The organism is Pseudomonas sp. NUPR-002, from assembly GCF_056322725.1.
On record NZ_CM150476.1, the window covers coordinates 1,082,533 to 1,105,325 of the forward strand.

Here is a 22,793-nt window from a genome sequence, read left to right on the forward strand (position 1 = left end):
CATGCAAGGCGCGATGTTACGTCATCAGCAACCCGCCACCGGCCGTAACAAGCCGGTGCCGCGTGGTGCCAGCCGGATGGTGGCCAAGGAGCCATTGTCGGCGCGCCTGCCCAAGGCCAACTTCAGCATCTTCAAGCGTCTGCTCTGGCCGGTGCTGCTGGTGGCGGCAGGCTTTGGTGCCTATGAAGGTGCGCAACGCCTGATGCCGTACGCCGACCGGCCGATCACCAAGATCGCCGTGCAAGGGGACCTGAGCTACATCAGCCAGCAAGCGGTGCAGCAGCGAATCGCCCCGTACGTGGCGGCGAGCTTCTTCACCGTCGATCTGGCCAGCATGCGCGCCGAGCTGGAAACCATGCCCTGGATTGCACACGCCGAGGTACGGCGGGTGTGGCCGGACGAAGTGGTGATCCGCCTGGAAGAACAGTTGCCGGTGGCGCGTTGGGGTGAGGAGGCCTTGCTCAATAACCAGGGCCAGGCCTTCACCCCGCGCGAACTGGCCAACTATGAGCACCTGCCGCAGCTGTTCGGGCCGCAGCGGGCGCAGCAACAAGTGATGCAGCAATATCAGGTACTGAGCCAGATGTTGCGGCCAATGGGCTTTTCGATTGCCCGCCTGGAAGTGCGTGAACGCGGCAGCTGGTTCCTGACCACTGGCGCCAGTAGCACCGGGCCAGGCATCGAGCTGCTGTTGGGGCGCGATCATCTGGTGGAAAAAATGCGCCGCTTCATTGCCATTTACGACAAGACACTTAAAGAACAGATCACGAACATCGCCCGCATCGATCTGCGTTACGCCAACGGCCTGGCCGTGGGCTGGCGGGAACCGATTGCACCGACGACGGCCCAACCCGCCGTTGCGAAGAATTAGAGAGAGGCAGGACCATGGCAAATGCGCATAGCGGCAAAATGATCGTCGGGCTCGATATCGGCACCTCCAAGGTTGTGGCGCTGGTAGGTGAAGTCAAAGACGACGGCTCCCTGGAAGTCGTCGGTATCGGCACCCATCCTTCGCGCGGGTTGAAGAAGGGCGTGGTGGTCAACATCGAGTCGACCGTACAGTCGATCCAGCGGGCGGTGGAAGAAGCCCAGCTGATGGCCGGCTGCCGGATCCACTCGGCGTTCGTTGGCGTGGCCGGCAATCACATCCGCAGCCTGAACTCCCACGGCATCGTGGCGATTCGCGACCGTGAAGTCAGCTCGGCTGACCTTGAGCGCGTGCTCGACGCCGCGCAGGCTGTTGCCATTCCGGCCGATCAGCGCGTTCTGCACACCCTGCCGCAGGACTACGTGATCGACAACCAGGAAGGCGTCCGCGAACCGCTGGGCATGTCCGGTGTGCGTCTGGAAGCCAAGGTTCACGTGGTCACTTGCGCCGTCAATGCCGCACAGAACATTGAAAAATGTGTGCGCCGCTGCGGCCTGGAAATCGACGACATCATCCTTGAGCAACTGGCATCGGCCTATTCGGTGCTCACCGATGATGAGAAAGAGCTGGGCGTGTGCCTGGTGGACATCGGCGGTGGTACCACAGACATCGCCATCTTCACCGAAGGCGCGATCCGTCACACCGCGGTGATCCCGATTGCCGGTGATCAGGTGACCAACGACATCGCCATGGCCCTGCGCACGCCGACCCAGTACGCCGAAGAGATCAAGATCCGTTACGCCTGCGCCCTGGCCAAGCTGGCCGGTGCTGGCGAAACCATCAAGGTGCCAAGCGTCGGCGATCGTCCACCGCGCGAACTGTCGCGCCAGGCCCTGGCTGAAGTGGTCGAGCCACGTTACGACGAACTGTTCACCCTGATTCAGGCCGAACTGCGTCGCAGCGGCTACGAAGACCTGGTGCCTGCGGGCATCGTCCTGACCGGCGGCACCTCGAAGATGGAAGGTGCGGTAGAGCTGGCCGAAGAGATTTTCCACATGCCGGTGCGCCTGGGCGTGCCGCATAGCGTGCGCGGTTTGAGTGACGTTGTACGCAACCCGATTTATTCCACCGGTGTGGGCCTGCTGACCTACGGCTTGCAGAAGCAGTCCGACGGCGTGTCCCTGACCGGTACCAGCAGCAACAACTATGGCGATGAACCCAAGGCACCGGCGTTCGAGCGTTTCACACGCTGGGTCAAAGGCAACTTTTAAAGTTTCAAAGCAGTAGTAGTAGGCGCAAAAACTAGAGAACTGTAAGGAGAGGGAAAATGTTCGAGCTCGTAGACAACGTCCCGCAAAGTCCGGTCATTAAAGTGATCGGCGTCGGTGGCGGCGGTGGCAACGCCGTCAATCACATGGTCAAGAGCAACATCGAAGGCGTCGAGTTCATCTGCGCCAACACCGATGCTCAAGCGCTGAAAAACATCGGCGCACGCACCATTTTGCAACTGGGCACCGGCGTAACCAAGGGACTGGGTGCTGGCGCTAATCCGGAAGTGGGCCGTCAGGCCGCTCTGGAAGACCGTGAGCGTATTGCCGAGGTACTGCAGGGCACCAACATGGTGTTCATTACTACGGGCATGGGCGGTGGTACCGGTACCGGTGCTGCGCCGATCATCGCCGAAGTGGCCAAGGAACTGGGTATCCTCACCGTTGCGGTGGTGACCCGTCCGTTCCCGTTCGAAGGCCGCAAGCGAATGCAGATCGCCGATGAAGGCATCCGTGCACTGGCAGACAGCGTCGACTCGCTGATCACCATCCCGAACGAAAAACTGCTGACCATCCTCGGCAAAGACGCCAGCCTGCTGTCCGCCTTCGCCAAGGCTGACGACGTACTGGCCGGTGCCGTTCGCGGTATCTCCGACATCATCAAGCGTCCGGGCATGATCAACGTCGACTTCGCCGACGTTCGTACCGTGATGAGCGAAATGGGCATGGCAATGATGGGCACTGGCTGCGCCAGCGGTCCGAACCGTGCACGTGAAGCCACCGAAGCGGCGATTCGCAACCCGCTGCTCGAAGACGTCAACCTGCAGGGCGCCCGCGGTATCCTGGTCAACATCACCGCAGGTCCTGACCTGTCGCTGGGTGAATACTCGGATGTCGGTAGCATCATCGAAGCCTTCGCTTCCGATCACGCCATGGTCAAGGTCGGTACCGTTATCGATCCGGACATGCGTGACGAATTGCACGTGACCGTGGTTGCCACTGGTCTGGGCGCGAAAATCGAGAAGCCGGTCAAGGTTATCGATAACACCATGCAAACGGCTGCCATGCAGACTGCCGCCCCAGCCCCTGTTCGTCAGGAGCAATCGTCGGTGAACTACCGCGATCTGGAGCGTCCGACCGTCATGCGCAATCAGGCGCACGCCGGTGCTGCCGCGGCTGCCAAGCTCAATCCGCAAGACGATCTGGACTATCTGGACATTCCAGCTTTCCTGCGTCGTCAGGCCGATTGATGAAATTTATCAGGGGTATAAGGGTGATTGGTGTTCAGCAAAGGCCGGGTCTGGTATTATCCTCAGCCTTTGTTGATACCAGTTCGCAATTTGCGCTGAAGCGGCCAATGCCATGATTAAACAACGCACCCTGAAGAATATTATCCGTGCCACAGGTGTCGGCCTGCACTCCGGGGAAAAGGTTTACCTGACCCTCAAACCTGCACCTGTGGATACCGGCATCGTATTTCGCCGTGCCGACCTCGACCCCGTGGTGGAAATTCCTGCCCGCGCGGCAAATGTCGGTGAGACCACCATGTCCACGACACTGGTCAATGGCGATACCAAGGTAGACACGGTTGAGCACTTGCTCTCGGCCATGGCTGGCCTGGGCATCGATAACGCCTACGTCGAGCTCTCCGCGTCCGAAGTGCCGATCATGGACGGTAGCGCAGGACCCTTCGTATTCCTGATTCAATCTGCCGGCCTGGAAGAACAGGACGCAGCCAAGAAATTCATCCGCATTCTGCGCGAAGTGACAGTGGAAGATGGCGACAAGCGCGCTACTTTCCTGCCGTTCGACGGATTCAAGGTGAGTTTCGAGATCGATTTCGATCACCCGGTGTTCCGTAACCGGACTCAAAGTGCCAGCGTGGACTTTTCCAGCACCTCGTTCGTGAAGGAAGTCAGCCGCGCCCGTACCTTCGGGTTCATGAGCGATATCGAGTACCTGCGCAAGCACAACCTCGCACTCGGCGGCAGCGTGGAAAACGCCATTGTGGTCGACAAGGACGGCGTGCTCAATGAAGACGGCCTTCGTTACGAAGACGAATTCGTCAAGCACAAGATCCTCGACGCCATCGGCGACCTCTACCTGCTGGGCAACAGCCTGATCGGCGAGTTCAAGGGCTACAAGTCCGGACACGCGCTGAACAACCAGCTGCTGCGCAAGCTGATCGAGGAAACAGATGCCTGGGAAGTGGTGACTTTCGAAGATGCCAGTACGGCACCGATCTCTTACATGCGTCCGGTTGCGGCAGTGTAAGTTCGAACACTCTCTCTAGTGATTAAGGCCACCTTCGGGTGGCCTTTTTTATTGGCGGCTCAAGCAGCCCCGGTGGGAGCGGGCTTGCCCCGGTACAAACCGCAATCGCGGGGTAGTGCGCTTCAGCCTGTGGGAGCGGGCTTGCCCCGCGAAGCGATGTGACTGGCAAATCGCAATCGCGGGGTAAAACCCGCTCTTACCGGTCTGTTTTGCGGGTATGGCTGGCCAGGCGCTCCAGCGCTGCGCGCAGTTTCGGGTCGCTGATGCCTTCAGCCGTTGCCTGAATGCTCTCCACGGCCTGGCTGGAAAGGTCAACCGTATGACCGGTCGCACGACTTTGGGTAACCGGCGGCTGCACTTTGAACAGAATGCGTGTCAAACCGGCAAAGGCTTCCAGCTCCTGTAACTGCCGCTGCAGGCGTTTTTGCTGGTAGCGCAGGCGGGTCGCCCAATGGCCATCGGTGACCACCAGCAGCAGTACACCTTCGCGCCAGGAGGCAATGTGACAATGCTCACGTGCTGCGGGCTGCAGCTGGCTGTCGAGCAGTTTTTGCAGTTGTGCCAGACGCTGGGCCCGGCTGAACAAGGCTTTGAGCGGCCGGGCTTCGCGCAGCAGTACGGCGGGGGCACGGGCCGGCAGGGGGCGAAAAGCCATGTAGGGACACCTGAAGTTACAGTTCCGCCATCTTATCAGATACCCCGGCATGCGCCTTGTCTGGGGGCCCGCTGAAAAACTTCATGTTGCCAATGGGTTGAAGTTGTGAAAAAAGCCCTTATTGTTTAAAAGCCCCGTCAAAGGCGCTGTGCCAGCATCGTGGAAATCCGCCACTTTCCTCACCGTCGTTTCCGGGTAGAATGCTCGTTCGCATGCGGCCATAAGGGCTGCACGGGCGACTCACGGGGCCGCCCTCCATCCCTATGTGTGGAAGATCCTGCCGATATGTTTGCGCCTTTGTTAAAAAAACTTTTTGGAAGCAAGAACGAGCGTGAGGTGAAACGCCTGCTCAAGGCGGTGCAGTCCGTCAATGCCTTCGAAGAGAAGATGGTGGCCCTCTCGGACGAACAGCTGCGCGGCAAAACCGCAGAGTTCAAAGAGCGCCTGGCCAAAGGCGAGACCCTCGACCAACTGCTGCCAGAAGCCTTCGCCGTCGCGCGTGAGGCTGGCAAGCGGGTCATGGGCATGCGCCACTTCGACGTCCAGTTGATCGGCGGCATGGCCTTGCACGAAGGCACTATCGCAGAAATGCGCACCGGTGAAGGCAAGACCTTGGTCGCAACCCTGGGCGTGTACCTCAATGCACTGTCCGGCAAGGGTGTGCACGTGGTCACGGTCAACGACTACCTGGCCCGCCGTGACGCCAACTGGATGCGCCCGCTGTATGAATTCCTCGGCCTGACTGTCGGCGTCGTTACGCCGTTCCAGCCGCCGGAAGAAAAGCGCGCTGCCTATGCTGCCGATATCACCTACGGTACCAACAACGAATTCGGTTTCGACTACCTGCGCGACAACATGGCGTTCAGCATGGAAGAGAAATTCCAGCGCGAGCTGAATTTCGCCGTGATCGACGAAGTCGACTCCATCCTGATCGACGAAGCCCGTACTCCGCTGATCATTTCCGGTCAGGCTGAAGACAGCTCCAAGCTGTACATCGAGATCAACAAACTGATCCCGCGCCTGAAGCAGCACATCGAAGAAGTCGAAGGCCAGGTTACCCAGGAAGGCCACTACAGCATCGATGAGAAAAGCCGTCAGGTCGAACTCAACGAAGCCGGTCACCAGTACATCGAAGAGATGCTCACTCAGGTCGGCCTGCTGGCTGAAGGCGAGAGCCTCTACTCCGCGCACAACCTGGGCCTGCTGACCCACGTTTATGCCGGCCTGCGCGCGCACAAGCTGTTCCATCGCAACGTCGAATACATCGTCCAGGACGGTCAGATTCTGCTGATTGACGAGCACACCGGCCGTACCATGCCGGGCCGCCGTCTGTCCGAAGGCCTGCACCAGGCCATCGAAGCGAAGGAAAACCTGAACATCCAGGCCGAAAGCCAGACCCTGGCATCGACCACCTTCCAGAACTACTTCCGTCTGTACAACAAGCTGTCCGGCATGACCGGTACCGCTGACACCGAAGCCTTCGAGTTCGCCCAGATCTATAACCTCAACGTTATGGTCATTCCGCCGAACAAGCCGCTGGCCCGTAAGGACTTCAACGACCTGGTTTATCTGACTGCCGACGAGAAGTACGCGGCGATCATTGCCGACATCAAGGAAAGCATGGCGCAGGGTCGCCCGGTGCTGGTCGGTACGGCCACCATCGAAACTTCCGAGCACATGTCCAACCTGCTCAAGAAGGAAGGCATCGATCACAAGGTACTGAACGCCAAGTACCACGAAAAAGAAGCCGAGATCATTGCCCAGGCCGGTCGTCCGGGGGCGCTGACCATCGCTACCAACATGGCCGGTCGTGGTACCGACATCCTCCTGGGCGGTAACTGGGAAGTGGAAGTCGCGGCCATGGAAAACCCGACCCCTGAGCAGATCGCGCAAATCAAGGCCGACTGGCAGAAACGTCACCAGCAGGTGATCGAGTCCGGTGGCCTGCATGTCATCGCTTCCGAGCGCCACGAATCGCGCCGTATCGACAACCAGCTGCGTGGTCGTGCCGGCCGTCAGGGTGACCCGGGTTCCAGCCGCTTCTACCTGTCGCTGGAAGACAGCCTGATGCGTATCTTCGCCTCTGATCGGGTGAAGAACTTCATGAAGGCACTGGGCATGCAGTCCGGTGAAGCGATCGAGCACCGCATGGTCACCAACGCCATCGAAAAAGCGCAGCGCAAGGTCGAAGGTCGCAACTTCGACATTCGTAAGCAACTGCTCGAATTCGACGACGTAGCCAACGAACAACGTAAAGTCATCTACCACATGCGTAACAGCCTGCTGGCCGCTGACAACATTGGTGACACCATCGCCGAGTTCCGTCAGGAAGTGCTCGACGCCACCGTCGCCCAGCACATTCCACCGCAGTCGTTGCCTGAACAATGGGACGTGGCGGGTCTGGAAGCGGCGCTGGCCAGCGATTTCGGGGTCAAGCTGCCGATCCAGCAATGGCTCGACGAAGACGATCACCTGTACGAAGAAACCCTGCGCGAAAAACTCATGACCGAGCTGTTGGCGGCCTACAATGAGAAAGAAGAGCAGGCCAGTGCCGAAGCGCTGCGTACCTTCGAGAAGCAGATTCTGCTGCGCGTACTGGACGACCTGTGGAAAGACCACCTGTCGACCATGGACCACCTGCGTCACGGTATCCACCTGCGCGGCTATGCGCAGAAGAACCCGAAGCAGGAGTACAAGCGCGAGTCGTTCGCACTGTTCCAGGAACTGCTCGATTCGATCAAGCGCGACACCATTCGTGTGCTCTCGCACGTTCAGGTACGCCGCGAAGATCCGGCCGAAGAAGAAGCCCGTCTGCGCCGCGAGGCCGAGGAGCTGGCAGCACGCATGCAATTCCAGCACGCTGCAGCACCGGGCCTTGAGCAAAACCAGGAGCAGGAAGAGGGCGCTGAAGTCGCCGTCGCCGCCGCTCCGGTGCGCAACGACCTGAAACTGGGCCGTAACGAACTGTGCTGGTGTGGTTCGGGCAAAAAGTTCAAGCACTGCCACGGCCAGATCAACTAACGTCGTCTGCCCGGCCGTTCACTGACTCACGAACACCACGCCGCGCCGGTCTTGACCGTCGCGGCGTTGTTCCATCTCAAGCACCGGCCTATTCGCCCCGGTGTACTTTTTTCTAGGAGCGCTTTCATGGCTGTTGGTCTTGGTCCTTTGCCAACGTTGCACCCGGTTCCAGGTTTTGAACTCGGCATCGCCTCTGCGGGTATCAAGCGCCCGGGGCGCAAGGATGTAGTGGTCATGCGCTGCGCCGAAGGCTCCAGTGTGGCTGGCGTGTTCACCCTCAACGCCTTTTGCGCAGCGCCAGTGATCCTCGCCAAGCAGCGCGTGCAGGGCACCGTGCGTTACCTGCTGACCAACACCGGTAATGCCAACGCCGGTACCGGCGCTCCGGGCCTGGCCGCTGCCGAGCGCACCTGCGCCAAACTGGCCGAGCTGACCGGGGTCGATGCCAGCGCCGTGCTGCCATTCTCCACCGGTGTCATCGGTGAACCGCTGCCGGTGGAAAAAATCGAAGGCGCGCTGCAGGCGGCCCTGGATGACCTGTCGGAAAACAACTGGGCCGCTGCCGCCACCGGCATCATGACCACCGACACCCTGCCTAAAGGCGCCAGCCGCCAGTTCCAGCATGATGGCGTGACCATCACTGTCACCGGTATCAGCAAGGGCGCCGGGATGATCCGTCCGAACATGGCCACCATGCTTGGCTACATCGCCACCGACGCCAAGGTTGCCCCGCAGGTGCTCAAGGACCTGATGCTCGATGGCGCCAACAAGTCGTTCAACCGCATCACCATCGATGGCGATACCTCGACCAACGATTGCTGCATGTTGATCGCTACCGGCAAGGCCAACGTCGCTGAAGTGACCGAAGCCCGCGGCCCATTGTTCGAAGCGCTGAAAAAAGCCGTGTTCGAGGTGTGCATGGAAGTGGCCCAGGCCATCGTTCGTGACGGTGAAGGCGCGACCAAGTTTGTCACCGTTGAAGTCAACGGCGGCGGCAACCACCAGGAGTGCCTGGACGTCGGTTATGCGGTGGCCCACTCGCCACTGATCAAGACTGCGCTGTTCGCCTCTGATCCGAACTGGGGCCGCATTCTCGCCGCGGTAGGTCGTGCCGGTGTGCCGGAGCTGGATGTCAGCCTGATCGACGTGTACCTGGGAGATGTGTGCATCGCCAGCAAAGGCGGGCGCAGCGCCACCTACACTGAAGCGCAGGGTGCAGCGGTGATGGCTGAAGAAGAAATCACCATCCGTATCGAACTGGGCCGTGGCCAGTGCAGCGAAACCATCTGGACGACTGACCTGTCCCACGAGTACGTGAAGATCAACGCTGAGTACCGTACCTGACCTTTTCGCGGGGCAAGCCCGCTCCCACAGTAATTGGTGGGAGCGGGCTTGCCCCGCGATCGTCCCCCCTGATGGAGCCGAACCATGAGCTACCACCTGATCATCGGCGACAAGCTTTACTCCTCCTGGTCGCTACGCGCTTTCCTGGCCCTTGAGCTGGCTGGCGCTACCTTTGAAGAAACCCTGATCAAACTCAACCAGCCCGACACCCGTGCGCGGCTGCTGAAGTACTCGCCGACTGCCAAAGTGCCGCTGCTCAAGTGTGAGCACGGCACCATTGCCGATTCCCTGGCGATTGCCGAATACCTGGCCGAGCGTCATCCACAGGCCAACCTGTGGCCGACCGACGTCGCCGCCCGGGCCCAGGCACGCTCTGCCTGCGCGCAGATGCACAGCGGCTTCTTTGCCCTGCGTGGCAACATGCCGTTTGACCTGTCTCGCGACCAAGCACTGGAAAGCATGCCGCTTGAAGTGCAGGTCGAAATCGACCGCATTGTTGCGCTGTGGTCGGAATGCCGTTTGGCGGCCAAAGCAGCCGGTCCGTTCCTGTTCGGCACGCCGAGCCTGGCGGATGCCTTCTTCGCCCCGATTGCCGTGCGCTTGCGTACCTATCGGGTGGACGTGCCCGCCGAAGCGGCTGCCTATATCGAAACTATCTACCAGTGGCCGGCCTTCCAGGCCTGGCAGAAGGCTGGCCTGGCGGAGCGTGAAGGGTGAAACGCATACATGTAGCCGCTGCCGTGATTCGCGGCGCCGATGGCCGAATCCTGATTGCCCGTCGTGCCGATAGCCAGCACCAGGGCGGTCTGTGGGAGTTCCCGGGCGGCAAGGTTGAAGACGGCGAGGCTGTGGACGTTGCCTTGGCCCGTGAGTTGAATGAAGAGCTGGGCATTGTCGTCACCCGCGCGCGGCCCTTGATCAAGATCTACCACGACTACTCGGACAAGCAGGTATTGCTGGATGTTTGGGAAGTCGATGGCTTTACCGGCGAACCCCATGGCGCCGAAGGCCAACCACTGGCCTGGGTCACCACCCGTGAGTTGCCGCAGTATGAGTTCCCGGCGGCCAATCAGCCGATCGTCGCAGCGGCACGCTTGCCGGGTGAGTACCTGATTACCCCGGACGGCCTGGAAGTGCCGCACATGCTGCGCGGTATTCAAAAGGCCATTGCTGGCGGGATCAAACTGGTTCAACTGCGTGCGCCGAACATGTACGACCCCAAGTACCGTGACGTGGCGGTGGATGCCGTAGGCCTGTGTGCAGGCAAGGCGCAACTGATGCTCAAAGGGCCGCTGGAGTGGCTGGGGGACTTCCCTTCGGCGGGCTGGCACCTGACCTCCGAGCAACTGCGCAAGTACGCCAGCAAGGGCCGACCGTTCCCCAAAGAACGCTGGTTGGCGGCTTCTTGCCACAGTGCTGAGGAACTGGCATTGGCCGAGCAGATGGGTGTGGATTTCGTCACCTTGTCGCCAGTGCAGGCAACCCAGACCCATCCTGACGCTCAGCCGCTTGGCTGGGAGCAGGCCCGGCAGTTGATCGACGGTTTTAGCAAGCCGGTGTATCTGCTCGGTGGTGTTGGTGCAGCCGAGCGTGAGAAAGCCTGGTTGCATGGTGCTCAGGGCGTGGCTGGGATTCGCGCGTTCTGGCCTGAGGTTTGACTGCATCGCGGGGCAAGCCCGCTCCTACAGTGTTCGGTGGGAGCGGGCTTGCCCCGCGATGAGGCCCTCAAGGCTTCGCCGCCGCCTGCCAAAGCACCTCAGCCACCCCCTGGCGCCGCCCGATCAAGCGCGCTGCCACAAACAGCAAATCCGACAACCGATTGATATAAGCCAGGCCAACCCCGGCCAGCGGCTCAACGCTGTTCAATTGCTGACACCGCCGTTCGGCACTACGTGCCAGGCTCCGGCACACATGGGCCTGGGCGATCAGCGCAGAACCACTGGGCAGGATGAAGTTTTCCAGCGGCCCCAGCTCTTCATTCCAGCGGTCGATAGCGGCTTCCAGGCGCTCCACTTCGATGCTGTTCAGTGCCTGGTAGCTGGGCATCGCCAATTCACCACCCAGGTCGAACAGCCGATGCTGGCAAGGTGCCAAAACCTCGATGACTTCTTCCAGGCCGTGTTCGGCCAGCCCGGCCAGCAGCAGGCCGAGCTGGCTGTTGAGGCTGTCGACCTCGCCAATCGCCTCGATACGCGGGTGATCCTTGGGCACCCGGCGGCCATCGCCCAGGCCGGTTTCGCCCTTGTCGCCGGTGCGGGTGTAGATTTTCGACAAGCGAAAGCCCATGTTCATGACTCCCTTTTCAGTGGCTCGGCCCCGGTCGGCGAGCTGTTGGCCAGTGGCAGGCGCAAGGTAAAGCAGGTGCCCTGACCCGGTGCCGACTGCACTTCCATCTGGCCTTTGTGGTTGTTGGTAATGATGAAGTACGACACCGACAGGCCCAACCCTGTGCCCTGGCCGATTTCCTTGGTGGTGAAGAACGGCTCGAAGGTCCGTTTGCGCACCGCCTCAGGCATGCCGACACCGTTGTCTTCCACCTGAATCTCTGCCCACGGCGGGTTGAGCCGGGTGCGCAGAATAATGCGCCCCGGTTCGCTGTCGTCTTCGCGCAGGTGGATGGCCTGGGCGGCGTTTTTCAACAGGTTGAGCAGCACTTGCTCCAGTTCGTTGGCGGTGCAGGGCACCGGCCCCAGGTTAGGGTCGAACTGGCGGATGATGGCTTGGCCTTTGAAGTCGAAGCCAATGGTCAGGTCGAAGTCGTTACCGGCAATTTCTACCGCCTGGTCGATCAGTGCAGGCAGGTCGCAAGGCGCCAGCTGGCGGTTGCTGCGACGGCTGAAGCTGAGCATGTGGGTGACGATTTTCGCCGCACGCGCCCCGGCTTGTTGGATGCCGTCGAGCAACTGCGGTACTTCGCGGCTTTCCAGGTAGCGGTTGACCACCGGCAGGTCGATGCCCAGTTCGTCTGCCTGTTCCTGATTTTTCGCAAGGTCCGGCGACAGGCGCCGACGGATGTTCTGCACGTTGTGCAGGATCGCCCCCAACGGGTTGTTGATTTCGTGAGCCATACCGGCCGCCAGGCCGCCCACCGAAAGCATCTTCTCCGACTGCACCATCATTTCTTCCAGTGACAGGCGCTGGGTAATGTCGTCGATACGGATCACCACGCCGCGTCCGCCGCCGCCCATCAACGGGTAGAAGGTCAGGGCGTAGTGGCGGGCATCCTCGCCTTTGGTCCAGGTCACCCGTTCAATTTTTGCTACCCGGTGCTTCTCGACGCTTTCCTTGAGCTGTGGCAAGAACGGCTTGAGCGGCTCGAAGGCGAGGAAAATCGGCTGGTTCAGCGCTTCGTCCAGCGGTGTGCCAGACAGGGCACTGGCTTCCTGGTTCCACTGGGTCACGTACAGCTGTTCGTCGAGAGCGATCAGCGCCGACGGCATGGAGTCGATGATGCTGTTGAGGTAGTTCTGGAATCCGGTGAGCTTTTTCTCGATTTTGCTGCGCACCTGAACTTCAAGTTCCAGTTTACGGTTGGTGTGGCGGGTCTCCACGGCCAGGCCCTGGGCTTGGTCGTAAGCCTCCTGGAACTCGTCACGGGCGCGCTTGAGCTGCTGCTCGCGGGCTTCGATACGTGAAAGCATGGTGTTGAACGCATCGGCCAGGCTGCCGATTTCGTCGTCATTGCCGCGCTGGGCGCGCAGCGCGTAATTCTCTTCGCGGGTGACCTGGCGCGAGAGCTGTTCGAGCTGGTTGATCGGTTGGGTGATCAGGCGCTTGATCTGCCGGGCGATGATCATCCACAGCAGCACACTGAACACCAGAATGCCCAGGCTGGCGGTGAGAATGCCGGTGTAGAAGGCCATCGGCAGTTCGCTGCTGGCAACCATCAGCAGGTAGCCGGGAGGGCTGCCCGGTCGCGGCAGCTTGGTCAACTGCGTGCTGCGAAACTCGGTGACGCGCCAGTTCTCAATGTGCCGGTAGCGGGTGGGCAGGGGCAGTTGCTCACCGTGTTGCAGCTGCGCGAGCAGTTTGCCGTCGCTGCCATACACGGCCGCTGCACGCAGCGGGGTGTAGCTGTCGAGCTCTTTGAGCAGGGCGTCAGCCGCTTCGGGGGAGTCGGCGGCCTTGCTGGAAAGCTCAGGATTGGCCACCAGCCGACCGATGGTCTGCAGGGCTTGTGGCGCCATGCTTTCCTGGGAAATCCAGTAGGCGGCGCTGATGAAGGTCAGGTTGGCCACCAGCAAAATGGTGATCAACAGTACCAGCAGGGCGGCCAGCAGTTTCTGGCCGACCGGCAGGTTCTCCAGGCGTTCGCGCAGCGTCATGTGAAAGCGGGATCCTGGTCTGTTGGTGAGAGGGCAGGGTAACGCTGCGTTCAGTCGCAGGGCAATCCGCGCGCGTTCAGGTGCTCAAGCAGGCGCCGATAGAGGCGCTCCAGGTGCGCAAGCTCAAGACCATGGCGGCTGGCGACGCGGCAGGCGTGACCGAGCAGGTAGTGGATTTCGGTGCGCCGACCCTGGCGAACATCCTGATACATGGAAGAGTAGTTGGCGGCGGTGGCCTTGATCACGCGTTCGACTTCTTCACTCAAGCCCTCGGCTGCCTGCGGTTGACCACAGCATCGCAGCAATTCAGTGAGTTCGGCGCACAGCGTGGCCACTTCACAGTGGTGCAACTCCAGGCCACCGTTGCGGCAGTCGTGCAGCACGGTCAGCGGATTGATCGCGCAGTTCAGGGCCAGTTTGCGCCACAGGCGGGTGAGGATGTCGGGCGTCCACTGATGGGGAATACCGGCATCAGACAGATCGTCGAGCCATTCGGGCAATGCTGGATTGGCCTGATCGCCCAACCAGTTGAAGCCGTGCCCGGCAAAGTTGACCTGCCAGTCTGCTTCGCGAAAAGCGCCTTCGGTGCTGGAGGCAAAAATGCAGCGGGCGTGGGGTACTTGGTTGGCCACCGCATCCTGGCTGCCCAGGCCGTTCTGTAACAGAATCAGATCGGCGCCATGGGCCAGGCGAGGCGCTATCTGGGCCACGGCCTGTTCGGCATCGTAGGCTTTGCACGCCACCAATAAGCGATGAATGGGCGTGTTGTCGTCTGCGGTTTGGGCCGGAATGGCGTGCTGTTGTGCCTGGCCCTTTTCGATCAGGGTCAGCCCGCCGCTGGCCTCGTACGCCTCAAGCCGCGCGGTGTCTCGCAGGATCAAACGGACCGCTTTACCTGCACGGGCCAGTCGGCAGGCCCAGAGGCTGCCCAGACTGCCTGCGCCGAGAATATGCCAGGTGCTGCTCATCAGCGTTTCGCAACCGTTATAATGAGCCGGTATTTTAACCGTCAAACCCTGCGCGCTCCATCGCGCTCTTTCGTTAGAGCCAGGTGCGTGCGTTTATTTTTTGGAGAGAAGGTATGCCGTCGTTCGACGTGGTATCGGAACTGGACAAGCACGAAGTCACCAACGCCGTAGACAACGCGATCAAAGAACTGGACCGTCGTTATGACCTCAAGGGCAAGGGTAGCTTCGATTTCAAAGAGAAAGAGCTGACGGTTGGCCTGACCGCCGAAGCTGAGTTCCAGCTCGAAGCGATGATCGAAATCCTCAAGATGGCCCTGATCAAGCGCAAGATCGACGTTCAGTGCCTGGAAGTGAAGGATGCCTACCCATCGGGCAAGGTGATGAAGCAGGAAGCCACCCTTAAAGAAGGCATCGATAAAGAGCTGGCGAAGAAGATCGTCGCGCATATCAAAGAAGCCAAGCTCAAGGTTCAGGCCGCCATTCAAGGCGAGCAGGTACGGGTCACCGGCAAAAAACGTGACGACCTGCAGGAAGCCATCGCTGCACTGCGCGCCAAGGAATTCGGCATGCCGCTGCAGTTCAACAACTTCCGCGACTGATCGATGCACTTCGGAACCTTGGCGCCGTTTTGGCGTCCGAGGTCTCTGGTGCCGCTGAAACGATTGCGGCGTGATTTATACAGCTTTTGCCGCTCGGCATCAGGAGAACATTATGGATTTAAGTGCTGAAGTCGATCAGCTGGTGAAAACCTCGCAAACCTGGCTGCCGTTGATCATGGAGTACGGCAGCCGCTTTTTGCTGGCATTGCTGACCCTGGCGATTGGCTGGTGGGTGACCAACAAAGTGTCCGCCCATCTGGGCAAACTGGTGGCATTGCGTAATACCGACCGCGCGCTGCAGGGCTTTATCACCAGCCTGGCCAATATCATTCTGAAGATTCTGCTGGTCATCAGCGTCGCTTCGATGATTGGTATCGAAACCACGTCGTTCGTTGCCGCTATCGGTGCGGCGGGTCTGGCCATTGGTCTGGCCCTGCAAGGCAGCCTGTCGAACTTCGCCGGTGGCGTGTTGATCCTGTTGTTCCGTCCGTTTCGTCTGGGTGACTGGATTGAAGCCCAAGGCGTTGCCGGGACCGTGGACAGCATCCAGATCTTCCACACCGTGCTGCGTACCGGTGACAACAAAACCGTGATCCTGCCTAACGGCAGCCTGTCCAACGGCATCATCACCAACACCAACCGTCAGCCGACCCGCAAGGTGGTGTTCGATGTCGGTGTTGATTACGAAGCCGACCTGCAGAAGGCCCGTCAGGTGTTGCTGGAGCTGGCCAAAGACCCACGCGTGCACCAGGATCCGGCGCCTCAGGCGGTGGTTTCGTTGCTGGGTGACAGCTCGATCACCTTGTCGTTGCGGATCTGGGTCAATACCGCTGACTACTGGGATGTGATGTTCATGCTCAACGAGCATGCGCGTGACCGTCTGAAGGAAGAGGGGATCGACATCCCGTTCCCGCAGCGGGTTATCCGCGTGGTGCAAGAAGCAGCAGTGTAAGGGGTCTGTGGGAGCGGGCTTGCCCCGCGATGCGGTGTTGGCTGACACACCGCTATCGCGGGGCAAGCCCGCTCCTACAGCCGGGGGATTACACTTGTTCACGTCTTCCCGCTACCTGCCCCCCGGTGTTTCTGGCATATAGGCTGGCTTACTTCTGTTTGTCCGGTCTTTCCATGCTTACCCCTCTGATCAATATCACACCCTTGCGTGCCTTGTGCTTCGCAATGACCCTGGCGCTGTTCGAGCTGCTGACTTACCTCGCCAGCGATGTGGTGATGCCGGCGATGCCGGTGGTGGTCGCTGATCTCAATGCCAGCCCCGCCTACATTCCCCATGCGCTTAACCTGTACCTGCTGGGCGGTGTGCTGCTGCAATGGCTGATCGGCCCGCTGGCGGATCGCTATGGCCGCAGACCCCTGCTGTTGCTGGGCTGTGCGATTTTCTGCGTCACCTGTCTGGCAGCCTTCTGGGTACAGGGCATTGAACTGTTCAACCTGCTGCGGCTGTTACAGGGTATTGGCCTGGGCTTTGTCGTGACGGTCAGCTATCCGGCGCTGAACGAGGCATTCAGTGAAGCCGATGCGGTACGCATGATGGCGTTGTTGGCAAACATCGCGCTGCTTTCGCCATTGCTCGGCCCATTGGTCGGCACCTTGTTGCTGGAGTGGGTGTCGTGGCGTTGGTTGTTCGTGATCTTCGGCGCCTGTGCGGTGCTGTCGTGGTTTGCGCTGTACCGCTTTATGCCAGAGACCCTCGGCGTCGAGCGCCGTGACGGTTCGCGCCTGGCGTTCCAGCCTATTCACGTGAAGGCATTGCTAACCGGCTATGCCCAATTGCTCAGCAATCGCCGCTTTGTTGCTGGCAGTGCAGCGCTGGGGCTGGTCGGTCTGCCGCTGATCGGCTGGATTGGCTTGTCGCCGGTGCTGCTGATTCACGATGAAGGCCTGAGCACTTTGGACTATGCCTTGTGGCAGTTGCCGGTGTTTGGTGGCCTGATCCTCGGCAATCTGATCATCAACCGTATCGCCGACCGTTACTCGCTCAAAGGCTTGGTGCGGCGTGCGCTTTGGCCGTACCTGAGCGGTATTCTGGGCATGCTGCTGGCCACCTGGTTGTTGCCCAGCGTAGCCAGCCTGGTGGCGGGGATGTCGGTGTATGCCCTGGGCCTGGGCATCGCCAATGCGGTGTTGTACCGCATGACCCTGTTCTCCAGCGAGCAGAGCAAGGGCCTGGTATCGGCCATGCTGGGGATGATCACCATCGCCTTGTTGGGCCTGGGCGGTGCGCTGCTGGCAGTGCTCGGCGCAGGCGACAGCCTGTTGAGCTTTGCGGTGGCGGCGGGGGCGGCGGGGGTATTGGCGCTGTGGCCGCTGCAGGTCGTTCTCAGGGCGTCCAGCGAACAGGCCGAGGCGATGCCGGGGTAATCCCGGCAATGGCCTCAGGCAGGCTCAGGGGCGTTGCTCGGCTACAGGATTTTCGGCAGGTTCTTGCTTACCCTTATCTGTCTCCTGGCGCCACTGCAGGGCGATCAGAATCAGGGTCGGCACGCCGAGCAAGGCGGTGATCAGGAAGAAGTCGTGGTAGCCGAACTTTTCTACCATCACCCCTGAGTAGCCACCGATCAGGCGCGGCAACAGCAGCATGATCGAGCTCAGCAAGGCATATTGGGTGGCGGAGAACTTGAGGTTGGTCAGGCTCGACAGGTAGGCCACGAAGGCCGAGGTCGCCAGGCCCGAGCTGAAGTTGTCGAGCGAAATGGTCACCACCAGCATCTGCAGGTTCGGGCCCATGTCGGCGAGCATCAGGAACAGGATGTTGGTGGCTGCCGAGGCGGCACCGCCGATGAACAGGATCGGCAGGATACCGAAGCGCACAATCAGCAAGCCGCCCATGCCGGCGCCGACCAGGGTCATGATCAGGCCGAAAATCTTGCTGACACTGGCGATCTGGTCCTTGGTGAAGCCCTGGTCGATGTAAAACACGTTGGCCATGACGCCCATGACCGTATCGGACATCCGGTAGGTGGCGATCAGGCCGAGCAGCAGCAATGCCTGCCAGCGGTAGCGCAGGATGAAATCGTTGACCGGCGTCAGCACCGGCGCCAACCCGCGACGGCCCAGAGACGACAGGCACAGTGTCGTCAGGGTGATGTAGAGGATCGCACGCAGGAACGCGCGGTCTTCAAGCAGCAGGTCGAGCAGGCTGACGCCGTCGAACAGCACGCTGGCGAAGTCGGTGTTGTACAGCTGGGTGAAGGTCGCAGGTACCGAAACCAGCAGAATGATCAGCACGAACACCGATACCAACTGATGGGCCAAACCGTAACGGGCGGCGGACAACTGGGTGCGCAACGGCACCGGCGGTTCGCGCATGAGCAGGGTGGTAATGACTGCGGGCAGCATCAGTACGCCGAACAGCACATAGGTGCCGGTCCAGGCTTTGTGCAGGTAGCTGAAGCCGGTGGAGCCGAAGCCTTCGGCAAAGAACAGGGCACCGGCGGTGGCTAACAGCGCGGCAACCCGATAGCCGGCCATGTAGCTGGCGGCCAGTGCGGCCTGGCGTTGGTCGTCGGCGATTTCCAGGCGATAGGCGTCAACGGCGATGTCTTGAGTGGCCGAGGCGAAAGCGACCAGTACCGCCAGGGCGATCAACCAGGACAGATGTTTTTGCGGATCACAAAAGCCCATCCCCACCAGACCGATGACCACCAGCACTTGCGACAGCACCAGCCAGGAGCGACGTCGACCCAGTTTGCCGAGCAGCGGCAAGCGCCATTGGTCGAGCAGCGGTGACCAGACCCATTTGAAGGCATAGGCCAAACCGATCAAGCTGGCATAGCCGATGGTTTCACGGGCCACCCCGGCCTCGCGCAGCCACACCGACAGGGTTGAAAACACCAGCATGTAGGGCAAGCCGGCCGCAAAGCCGAGCAGCAACAGCACCAAGGTAGACGGGCTGGCATAGGCAGCGAGCGCAGCGCGCCAGGTTTTACGGGGCATGGGCCAACATCTGCCTCAAGTTTACGAAAACAAAGCGCGCACTCTAACCGCTGTGCTCCATCGGGCGCCAGCCATGACGCAACATATCCACACGATTATTGTGCACGGTGATGCCTTCTGCCCGTAAGCGTGCACGTTGTTCGTCGCCTGACGGCGTGCCCAGCGCCAGGCTCAAACGCCCACCAGCGCCTAACACCCGATGCCAGGGGAGTTGGGTGTCTGCGGGCAACTGGCTCAGGATACGCCCTACCCAGCGCGCGGCGCGGCCCAGCCCGGCCAGTTCGGCAAGCTGGCCGTAGGCGACGACCTTGCCAGCGGGCACTTGGCCAAGCACCAGATAAAGCGCCATTCGTCGGGCTTGGGCGTGTTCCGTCGGATCGCCAGGGGGCACTGTCATCGCGGCCTCGCAGGTATTTGCAGTGAAGTCGGTGTGATCGGGTTACAAACAGGAATTGAACTCATTGGCCTGAGCTGGGTCAGTCCTTGCTCTACGAGCGGGTATCTGGATAATGCCCGACTTTTTTGCAAACCAGAGTCCGCATTTGCTTATGTTTTCCAGAGTTTTGTTGTGCCTTGCCTTAGTTTCCGCTTGCTCTGCGGCTGTTGCAGATACCGTATGGATGAAAAACGGCGATCGGCTCAGCGGCAAGATCACCGTGTTTGACGGCGGCAAGCTGTTGCTCAAGACCGAATACGGTGGCTCCATTGCCCTGGACTGGAAGCAGGTCAAGACCCTGGAAAGCGATCAGGAACTGCTGGTCAAGCAGGATGCCTACACCGGCGAGAAAGCCAAATCGCTCAGTGCTGCCGAAGATGGCAAGGTGATCCTGGCCAACGGCGAGGCGCCGAAAACCGTCGAACTGGCGAGCATCCAGCAAATCATGAAGCCTAAGCCGGTGATCGAAGACCTGTCGTGGAAGGGTAACGTCGATGTGGCCATGGACTACAAACGCGCCGAGTCCGACAGCGATGACTATGACATCGACTTCAAGACCATTGCACGCCACGGGCGCTGGCGCCATCAGGCCGAAGGCGAGTACAACCGCGAAAGCAAAGACGACCTGACCACCACCAACAACTGGAGCGCGGAATATGCGCTGGACCGCTTCCTTACCGAGAAGTGGTTCTGGCAAGGGCGCCTTGAGTACAAGCGTGATCATATTGAAGACCTGGCACGCCAACGTACCGTGGGTACCGGCCCGGGTTATCAGTTCTGGGACGATGAGCTGGGGGCCTTCTCCCTCGGTTCGCTGGTCAACCGTACCGACTATGAATACGCCGACGGTGGCAAAGACAATTTCTACTCCCTGGCCATGAAGTGGGACTACAACCGCTACCTGATCGGCAAGCGCGTCGAGCTGTTCACCAGTGGCGAAGTCGGCAAGCCGCTCGATGGCGTGGCCAACTATGCGCTGGATGCCGAAGTCGGCTTGCGTTACAAAGTCACCGAGTGGGCGTCGCTGAACCTCAAAGCGGAAAAAGATGTGATCAGCGGTACCCGCGACAGCGACCTGGACAAAACCCGCTACACCGCAGGCTTCGGCGTGACGTGGTAAGTCTTCTGGCAACCGACGCCGATAATGATTATTTTGACGGTGCTGCATAGGGCCGGAGCTCACCTCCGGCCAGCCCTCAGAACATTATCGAGTCGGGAGTCACACCGTGAGCGCTAAAGTCGCACAACAGGCCCGCGAGCTGCTGCTCAAGGAATACCGTGGAGTGCTGTCTACGCATTCCAAGTCGATGCCAGGCTTCCCCTTTGGCTCGGTAGTGCCGTACTGCCTGGATGCCGAAGGCAATCCGCTGATTCTGATCAGCCGCATTGCCCAGCACACCCACAATCTGCAAAAAGACCCCAAATGCTCCTTGCTGGTAGGCGAGCGCGATGCTGAAGACGTACAGGCCGTGGGTCGCCTGACCGTCCTGGCCAACGCGCAAAAGCTCGATGAGCCGGCCCAGATCGAAGCCGCAGCCGAGCGTTACTACCGCTACTTCCCGGAGTCGAGCAATTACCATAAGGCCCATGATTTCGACTTCTGGGTACTCAAACCGGTGCGCCATCGCTACATCGGTGGCTTCGGCGCGATCCACTGGGTTGATCACCTGAGCCTGGCCAATCCATTTGCCGGTAAAGCCGAGCTGAGCATGATCGAGCACATGAACAGCGATCATGCCAACGCCATTGCCCATTACGTCCAGCTCAGCGGCCTGCCGCAAGGCACGGCGCAGATGGTCGGGATCGACAGCGAAGGCATGCACCTGCGCATCGGTCAGGGCGTACACTGGCTGCCGTTTGCAGTGCCTTGCAACACGCCGATACAAGTGCGCGAAGCCCTGGTTTTTCTGGCGCGCGCCGATCAATGGCCGGCGCGTGAAAGCGCTCAGGGTTGAAATAGCGCTTGAGCGCAACCATTAAAGGTCTACTGCAAGGGCTACTTGCGTAGAGGATCCATTGATGCGTGCTTTTCTATTGCTGTTTCTGATTTTTCCGGTGCTGGAGTTGTATGTGTTCTTCAAGGTCAGCACCGCGATCGGCTTCTTTCCGGCGCTGCTGCTGATCATCGCCGGCTCCGCCCTGGGTGTGCTGGTCGTACGGGTGGCCGGCCTGGCCACTGCGCTGCGTGCCCGCGAGAGCTTGCAGCGCGGTGAACTGCCTGCTGAAGACATGTTCCAGGGCCTGATGCTGGCGCTTGGCGGTGGTTTGCTGCTGCTGCCAGGTTTTATCAGCGACGTGATCGGCCTGATCTGCCTGTTGCCGTTCACCCGCCGTCTGGTCGGGCGCAAGATGCGCGAACGCGCCGAGGCCCAGGCCATGCGCCAGCGCGCCTTCAGCGATGATCCGTTCATGGCGCGTCCGGGCAACCCTGGCAGCTCGCCGCGTCAGCCCAACGTCATCGAGGGTGAGTACGAACATCGCGACTCGCGTCCCACCCGTGATCCGCGGGATCTGTAAGCACCGCAACGCTCACCACAACGGTCCCGAAAGGGGCCGTTGTGCGTTATGCGACACGATCGCTAAAAATTTTCATCAGCAAGCCTTGTAATTGATCTTGGCGACCCTATGTAGGGGTTACCGCAAGGTTTCCGTGGGAATGCCCCGGACATTACATGCGTGGTTCGCATTGCGAGCTACGAGCGGCTACGCCGCAAGCATCAACCTGCCGGTGTCGATACCGGCCGATGAAAACCACAATTAGGAGAGATCGACAATGAAGCTTCGTCCTCTGCATGACCGCGTCGTTATCCGCCGCAGCGAAGAAGAATCGAAAACCGCTGGCGGTATCGTGCTGCCAGGTTCGGCTGCTGAAAAACCTAACCGTGGCGAAATCGTCGCTGTAGGTACCGGTCGCATCCTGGACAACGGTGAAGTGCGTGCGCTGGCCGTGAAAGTGGGTGACAAGGTGGTTTTCGGCCCTTACTCGGGCAGCAACACTGTGAAAGTTGACGGCGAAGACTTGCTGGTAATGGCTGAGAACGAAATTCTCGCCGTTATCGAAGGCTGATTCTGCTGGTTTCCCGT

Annotated in this window: 21 protein-coding genes; 15 read left to right on the top strand and 6 right to left on the bottom strand. The window is 60.4% G+C overall.

All coding sequences use genetic code 11. The features are described from left to right. The first annotated feature begins 1 nt into the window (after nucleotide 1). The 4 genes from ACVWSC_RS05080 to lpxC all read left to right on the top strand — a co-directional run bounded on the left by ACVWSC_RS05080 (nucleotide 2) and on the right by lpxC (nucleotide 4,410). Nucleotides 2-871 (top strand): cell division protein FtsQ/DivIB, encoded by an 870-nt coding sequence (locus ACVWSC_RS05080; protein ID WP_442112331.1) that lies wholly within the window; start codon nucleotides 2-4, stop codon nucleotides 869-871. 14 nt (nucleotides 872-885) lie between these two features. Beyond that, on the top strand, nucleotides 886-2,139 hold the full coding sequence (gene ftsA / locus ACVWSC_RS05085; RefSeq protein ID WP_442112332.1) for a cell division protein FtsA: 1,254 nt from the start codon (nucleotides 886-888) through the stop codon (nucleotides 2,137-2,139). Between the two features lie 56 nt (nucleotides 2,140-2,195). Next, nucleotides 2,196-3,386, top strand: a complete 1,191-nt coding sequence (gene ftsZ / locus ACVWSC_RS05090; RefSeq protein ID WP_045183523.1) for a cell division protein FtsZ — start codon at nucleotides 2,196-2,198, stop codon at nucleotides 3,384-3,386. Between the two features lie 112 nt (nucleotides 3,387-3,498). Further along, the gene (gene lpxC, locus ACVWSC_RS05095) at nucleotides 3,499-4,410 is read left to right on the top strand and encodes a UDP-3-O-acyl-N-acetylglucosamine deacetylase (protein WP_028943297.1); all 912 of its coding nucleotides are present in this window, start codon (nucleotides 3,499-3,501) and stop codon (nucleotides 4,408-4,410) included. Between the two features lie 196 nt (nucleotides 4,411-4,606). Here lpxC and ACVWSC_RS05100 read toward each other — a convergent pair whose 3' ends face one another. Next, nucleotides 4,607-5,065 carry a DUF721 domain-containing protein gene (locus tag ACVWSC_RS05100; RefSeq protein ID WP_442112333.1) on the bottom strand — a complete coding sequence of 153 codons (459 nt, stop codon included), beginning with the start codon at nucleotides 5,063-5,065 and terminating at the stop codon, nucleotides 4,607-4,609. A gap of 285 nt (nucleotides 5,066-5,350) precedes the next feature. On the opposite strand from ACVWSC_RS05100, the gene secA reads away from it, so the two are divergent. From secA to ACVWSC_RS05120, 4 genes are all read left to right on the top strand, one after another. Next, nucleotides 5,351-8,086 (top strand): preprotein translocase subunit SecA, encoded by a 2,736-nt coding sequence (gene secA / locus ACVWSC_RS05105; RefSeq protein ID WP_442112334.1) that lies wholly within the window; start codon nucleotides 5,351-5,353, stop codon nucleotides 8,084-8,086. A 126-nt stretch (nucleotides 8,087-8,212) separates the two neighbouring features. Then, on the top strand, nucleotides 8,213-9,430 hold the full coding sequence (gene argJ / locus ACVWSC_RS05110; protein WP_442112335.1) for a bifunctional glutamate N-acetyltransferase/amino-acid acetyltransferase ArgJ: 1,218 nt from the start codon (nucleotides 8,213-8,215) through the stop codon (nucleotides 9,428-9,430). An 84-nt stretch (nucleotides 9,431-9,514) separates the two neighbouring features. Next, on the top strand, nucleotides 9,515-10,147 hold the full coding sequence (locus ACVWSC_RS05115) for a glutathione S-transferase family protein (protein WP_442112336.1): 633 nt from the start codon (nucleotides 9,515-9,517) through the stop codon (nucleotides 10,145-10,147). Then, nucleotides 10,144-11,088 carry a Nudix family hydrolase gene (locus ACVWSC_RS05120; RefSeq protein WP_442112337.1) on the top strand — a complete coding sequence of 315 codons (945 nt, stop codon included), beginning with the start codon at nucleotides 10,144-10,146 and terminating at the stop codon, nucleotides 11,086-11,088. The genes ACVWSC_RS05115 and ACVWSC_RS05120 overlap by 4 nt, the downstream gene beginning before the upstream one ends. 67 nt (nucleotides 11,089-11,155) lie before the next feature. On the opposite strand, the gene ACVWSC_RS05125 is transcribed toward ACVWSC_RS05120, so the two are convergent. Genes ACVWSC_RS05125 through ACVWSC_RS05135 form a run of 3 tightly spaced genes read right to left on the bottom strand, consistent with a single transcriptional unit; the run spans nucleotide 11,156 to nucleotide 14,723 of the window. After that, nucleotides 11,156-11,716 (bottom strand): cob(I)yrinic acid a,c-diamide adenosyltransferase, encoded by a 561-nt coding sequence (locus ACVWSC_RS05125; RefSeq protein ID WP_442112338.1) that lies wholly within the window; start codon nucleotides 11,714-11,716, stop codon nucleotides 11,156-11,158. Nucleotides 11,717-11,718: 2 nt separating this feature from the next. Further along, nucleotides 11,719-13,755: a sensor histidine kinase gene (locus ACVWSC_RS05130; protein WP_442112339.1), complete on the bottom strand. Its 2,037-nt coding sequence runs from the start codon at nucleotides 13,753-13,755 to the stop codon at nucleotides 11,719-11,721. Between the two features lie 50 nt (nucleotides 13,756-13,805). Then, nucleotides 13,806-14,723, bottom strand: a complete 918-nt coding sequence (locus tag ACVWSC_RS05135; RefSeq protein WP_442112340.1) for a putative 2-dehydropantoate 2-reductase — start codon at nucleotides 14,721-14,723, stop codon at nucleotides 13,806-13,808. A 113-nt stretch (nucleotides 14,724-14,836) separates the two neighbouring features. Here ACVWSC_RS05135 and ACVWSC_RS05140 point away from each other — a divergent pair, with 113 nt between their 5' ends. The 3 genes from ACVWSC_RS05140 (at nucleotide 14,837) to ACVWSC_RS05150 (ending at nucleotide 17,698) form a co-directional block, all read left to right on the top strand. Continuing rightward, a complete protein-coding gene (locus tag ACVWSC_RS05140; RefSeq protein ID WP_442112341.1) occupies nucleotides 14,837-15,322 on the top strand; it encodes a YajQ family cyclic di-GMP-binding protein in 486 nt (161 codons plus the stop codon). A 112-nt stretch (nucleotides 15,323-15,434) separates the two neighbouring features. Beyond that, nucleotides 15,435-16,274: a mechanosensitive ion channel family protein gene (locus ACVWSC_RS05145; RefSeq protein ID WP_442112342.1), complete on the top strand. Its 840-nt coding sequence runs from the start codon at nucleotides 15,435-15,437 to the stop codon at nucleotides 16,272-16,274. A gap of 173 nt (nucleotides 16,275-16,447) precedes the next feature. Then, the gene (locus tag ACVWSC_RS05150) at nucleotides 16,448-17,698 is read left to right on the top strand and encodes an MFS transporter (RefSeq protein WP_442112343.1); all 1,251 of its coding nucleotides are present in this window, start codon (nucleotides 16,448-16,450) and stop codon (nucleotides 17,696-17,698) included. A gap of 24 nt (nucleotides 17,699-17,722) precedes the next feature. Here ACVWSC_RS05150 and ACVWSC_RS05155 read toward each other — a convergent pair whose 3' ends face one another. After that, entirely contained in the window at nucleotides 17,723-19,273 is a 1,551-nt protein-coding gene (locus ACVWSC_RS05155; protein WP_442112344.1) for an AmpG family muropeptide MFS transporter, read from the bottom strand. Between the two features lie 43 nt (nucleotides 19,274-19,316). Continuing rightward, nucleotides 19,317-19,670 (bottom strand): MGMT family protein, encoded by a 354-nt coding sequence (locus tag ACVWSC_RS05160; RefSeq protein WP_442112345.1) that lies wholly within the window; start codon nucleotides 19,668-19,670, stop codon nucleotides 19,317-19,319. Nucleotides 19,671-19,821: 151 nt separating this feature from the next. On the opposite strand from ACVWSC_RS05160, the gene ACVWSC_RS05165 reads away from it, so the two are divergent. The 4 genes from ACVWSC_RS05165 (at nucleotide 19,822) to ACVWSC_RS05180 (ending at nucleotide 22,776) form a co-directional block, all read left to right on the top strand. Further along, nucleotides 19,822-20,829, top strand: coding sequence for a DUF481 domain-containing protein (locus tag ACVWSC_RS05165; RefSeq protein ID WP_442112346.1), 1,008 nt, complete (start codon nucleotides 19,822-19,824; stop codon nucleotides 20,827-20,829). A gap of 106 nt (nucleotides 20,830-20,935) precedes the next feature. Further along, nucleotides 20,936-21,664 (top strand): HugZ family pyridoxamine 5'-phosphate oxidase, encoded by a 729-nt coding sequence (locus tag ACVWSC_RS05170; RefSeq protein WP_442112347.1) that lies wholly within the window; start codon nucleotides 20,936-20,938, stop codon nucleotides 21,662-21,664. Nucleotides 21,665-21,728: 64 nt separating this feature from the next. Further along, the gene (locus ACVWSC_RS05175) at nucleotides 21,729-22,226 is read left to right on the top strand and encodes an FxsA family protein (protein ID WP_442112348.1); all 498 of its coding nucleotides are present in this window, start codon (nucleotides 21,729-21,731) and stop codon (nucleotides 22,224-22,226) included. Nucleotides 22,227-22,482: 256 nt separating this feature from the next. Beyond that, complete coding sequence (locus ACVWSC_RS05180; protein WP_009050540.1) at nucleotides 22,483-22,776, top strand: co-chaperone GroES; 294 nt, start codon at nucleotides 22,483-22,485, stop codon at nucleotides 22,774-22,776. The last annotated feature ends 17 nt before the right edge of the window (nucleotides 22,777-22,793 follow it).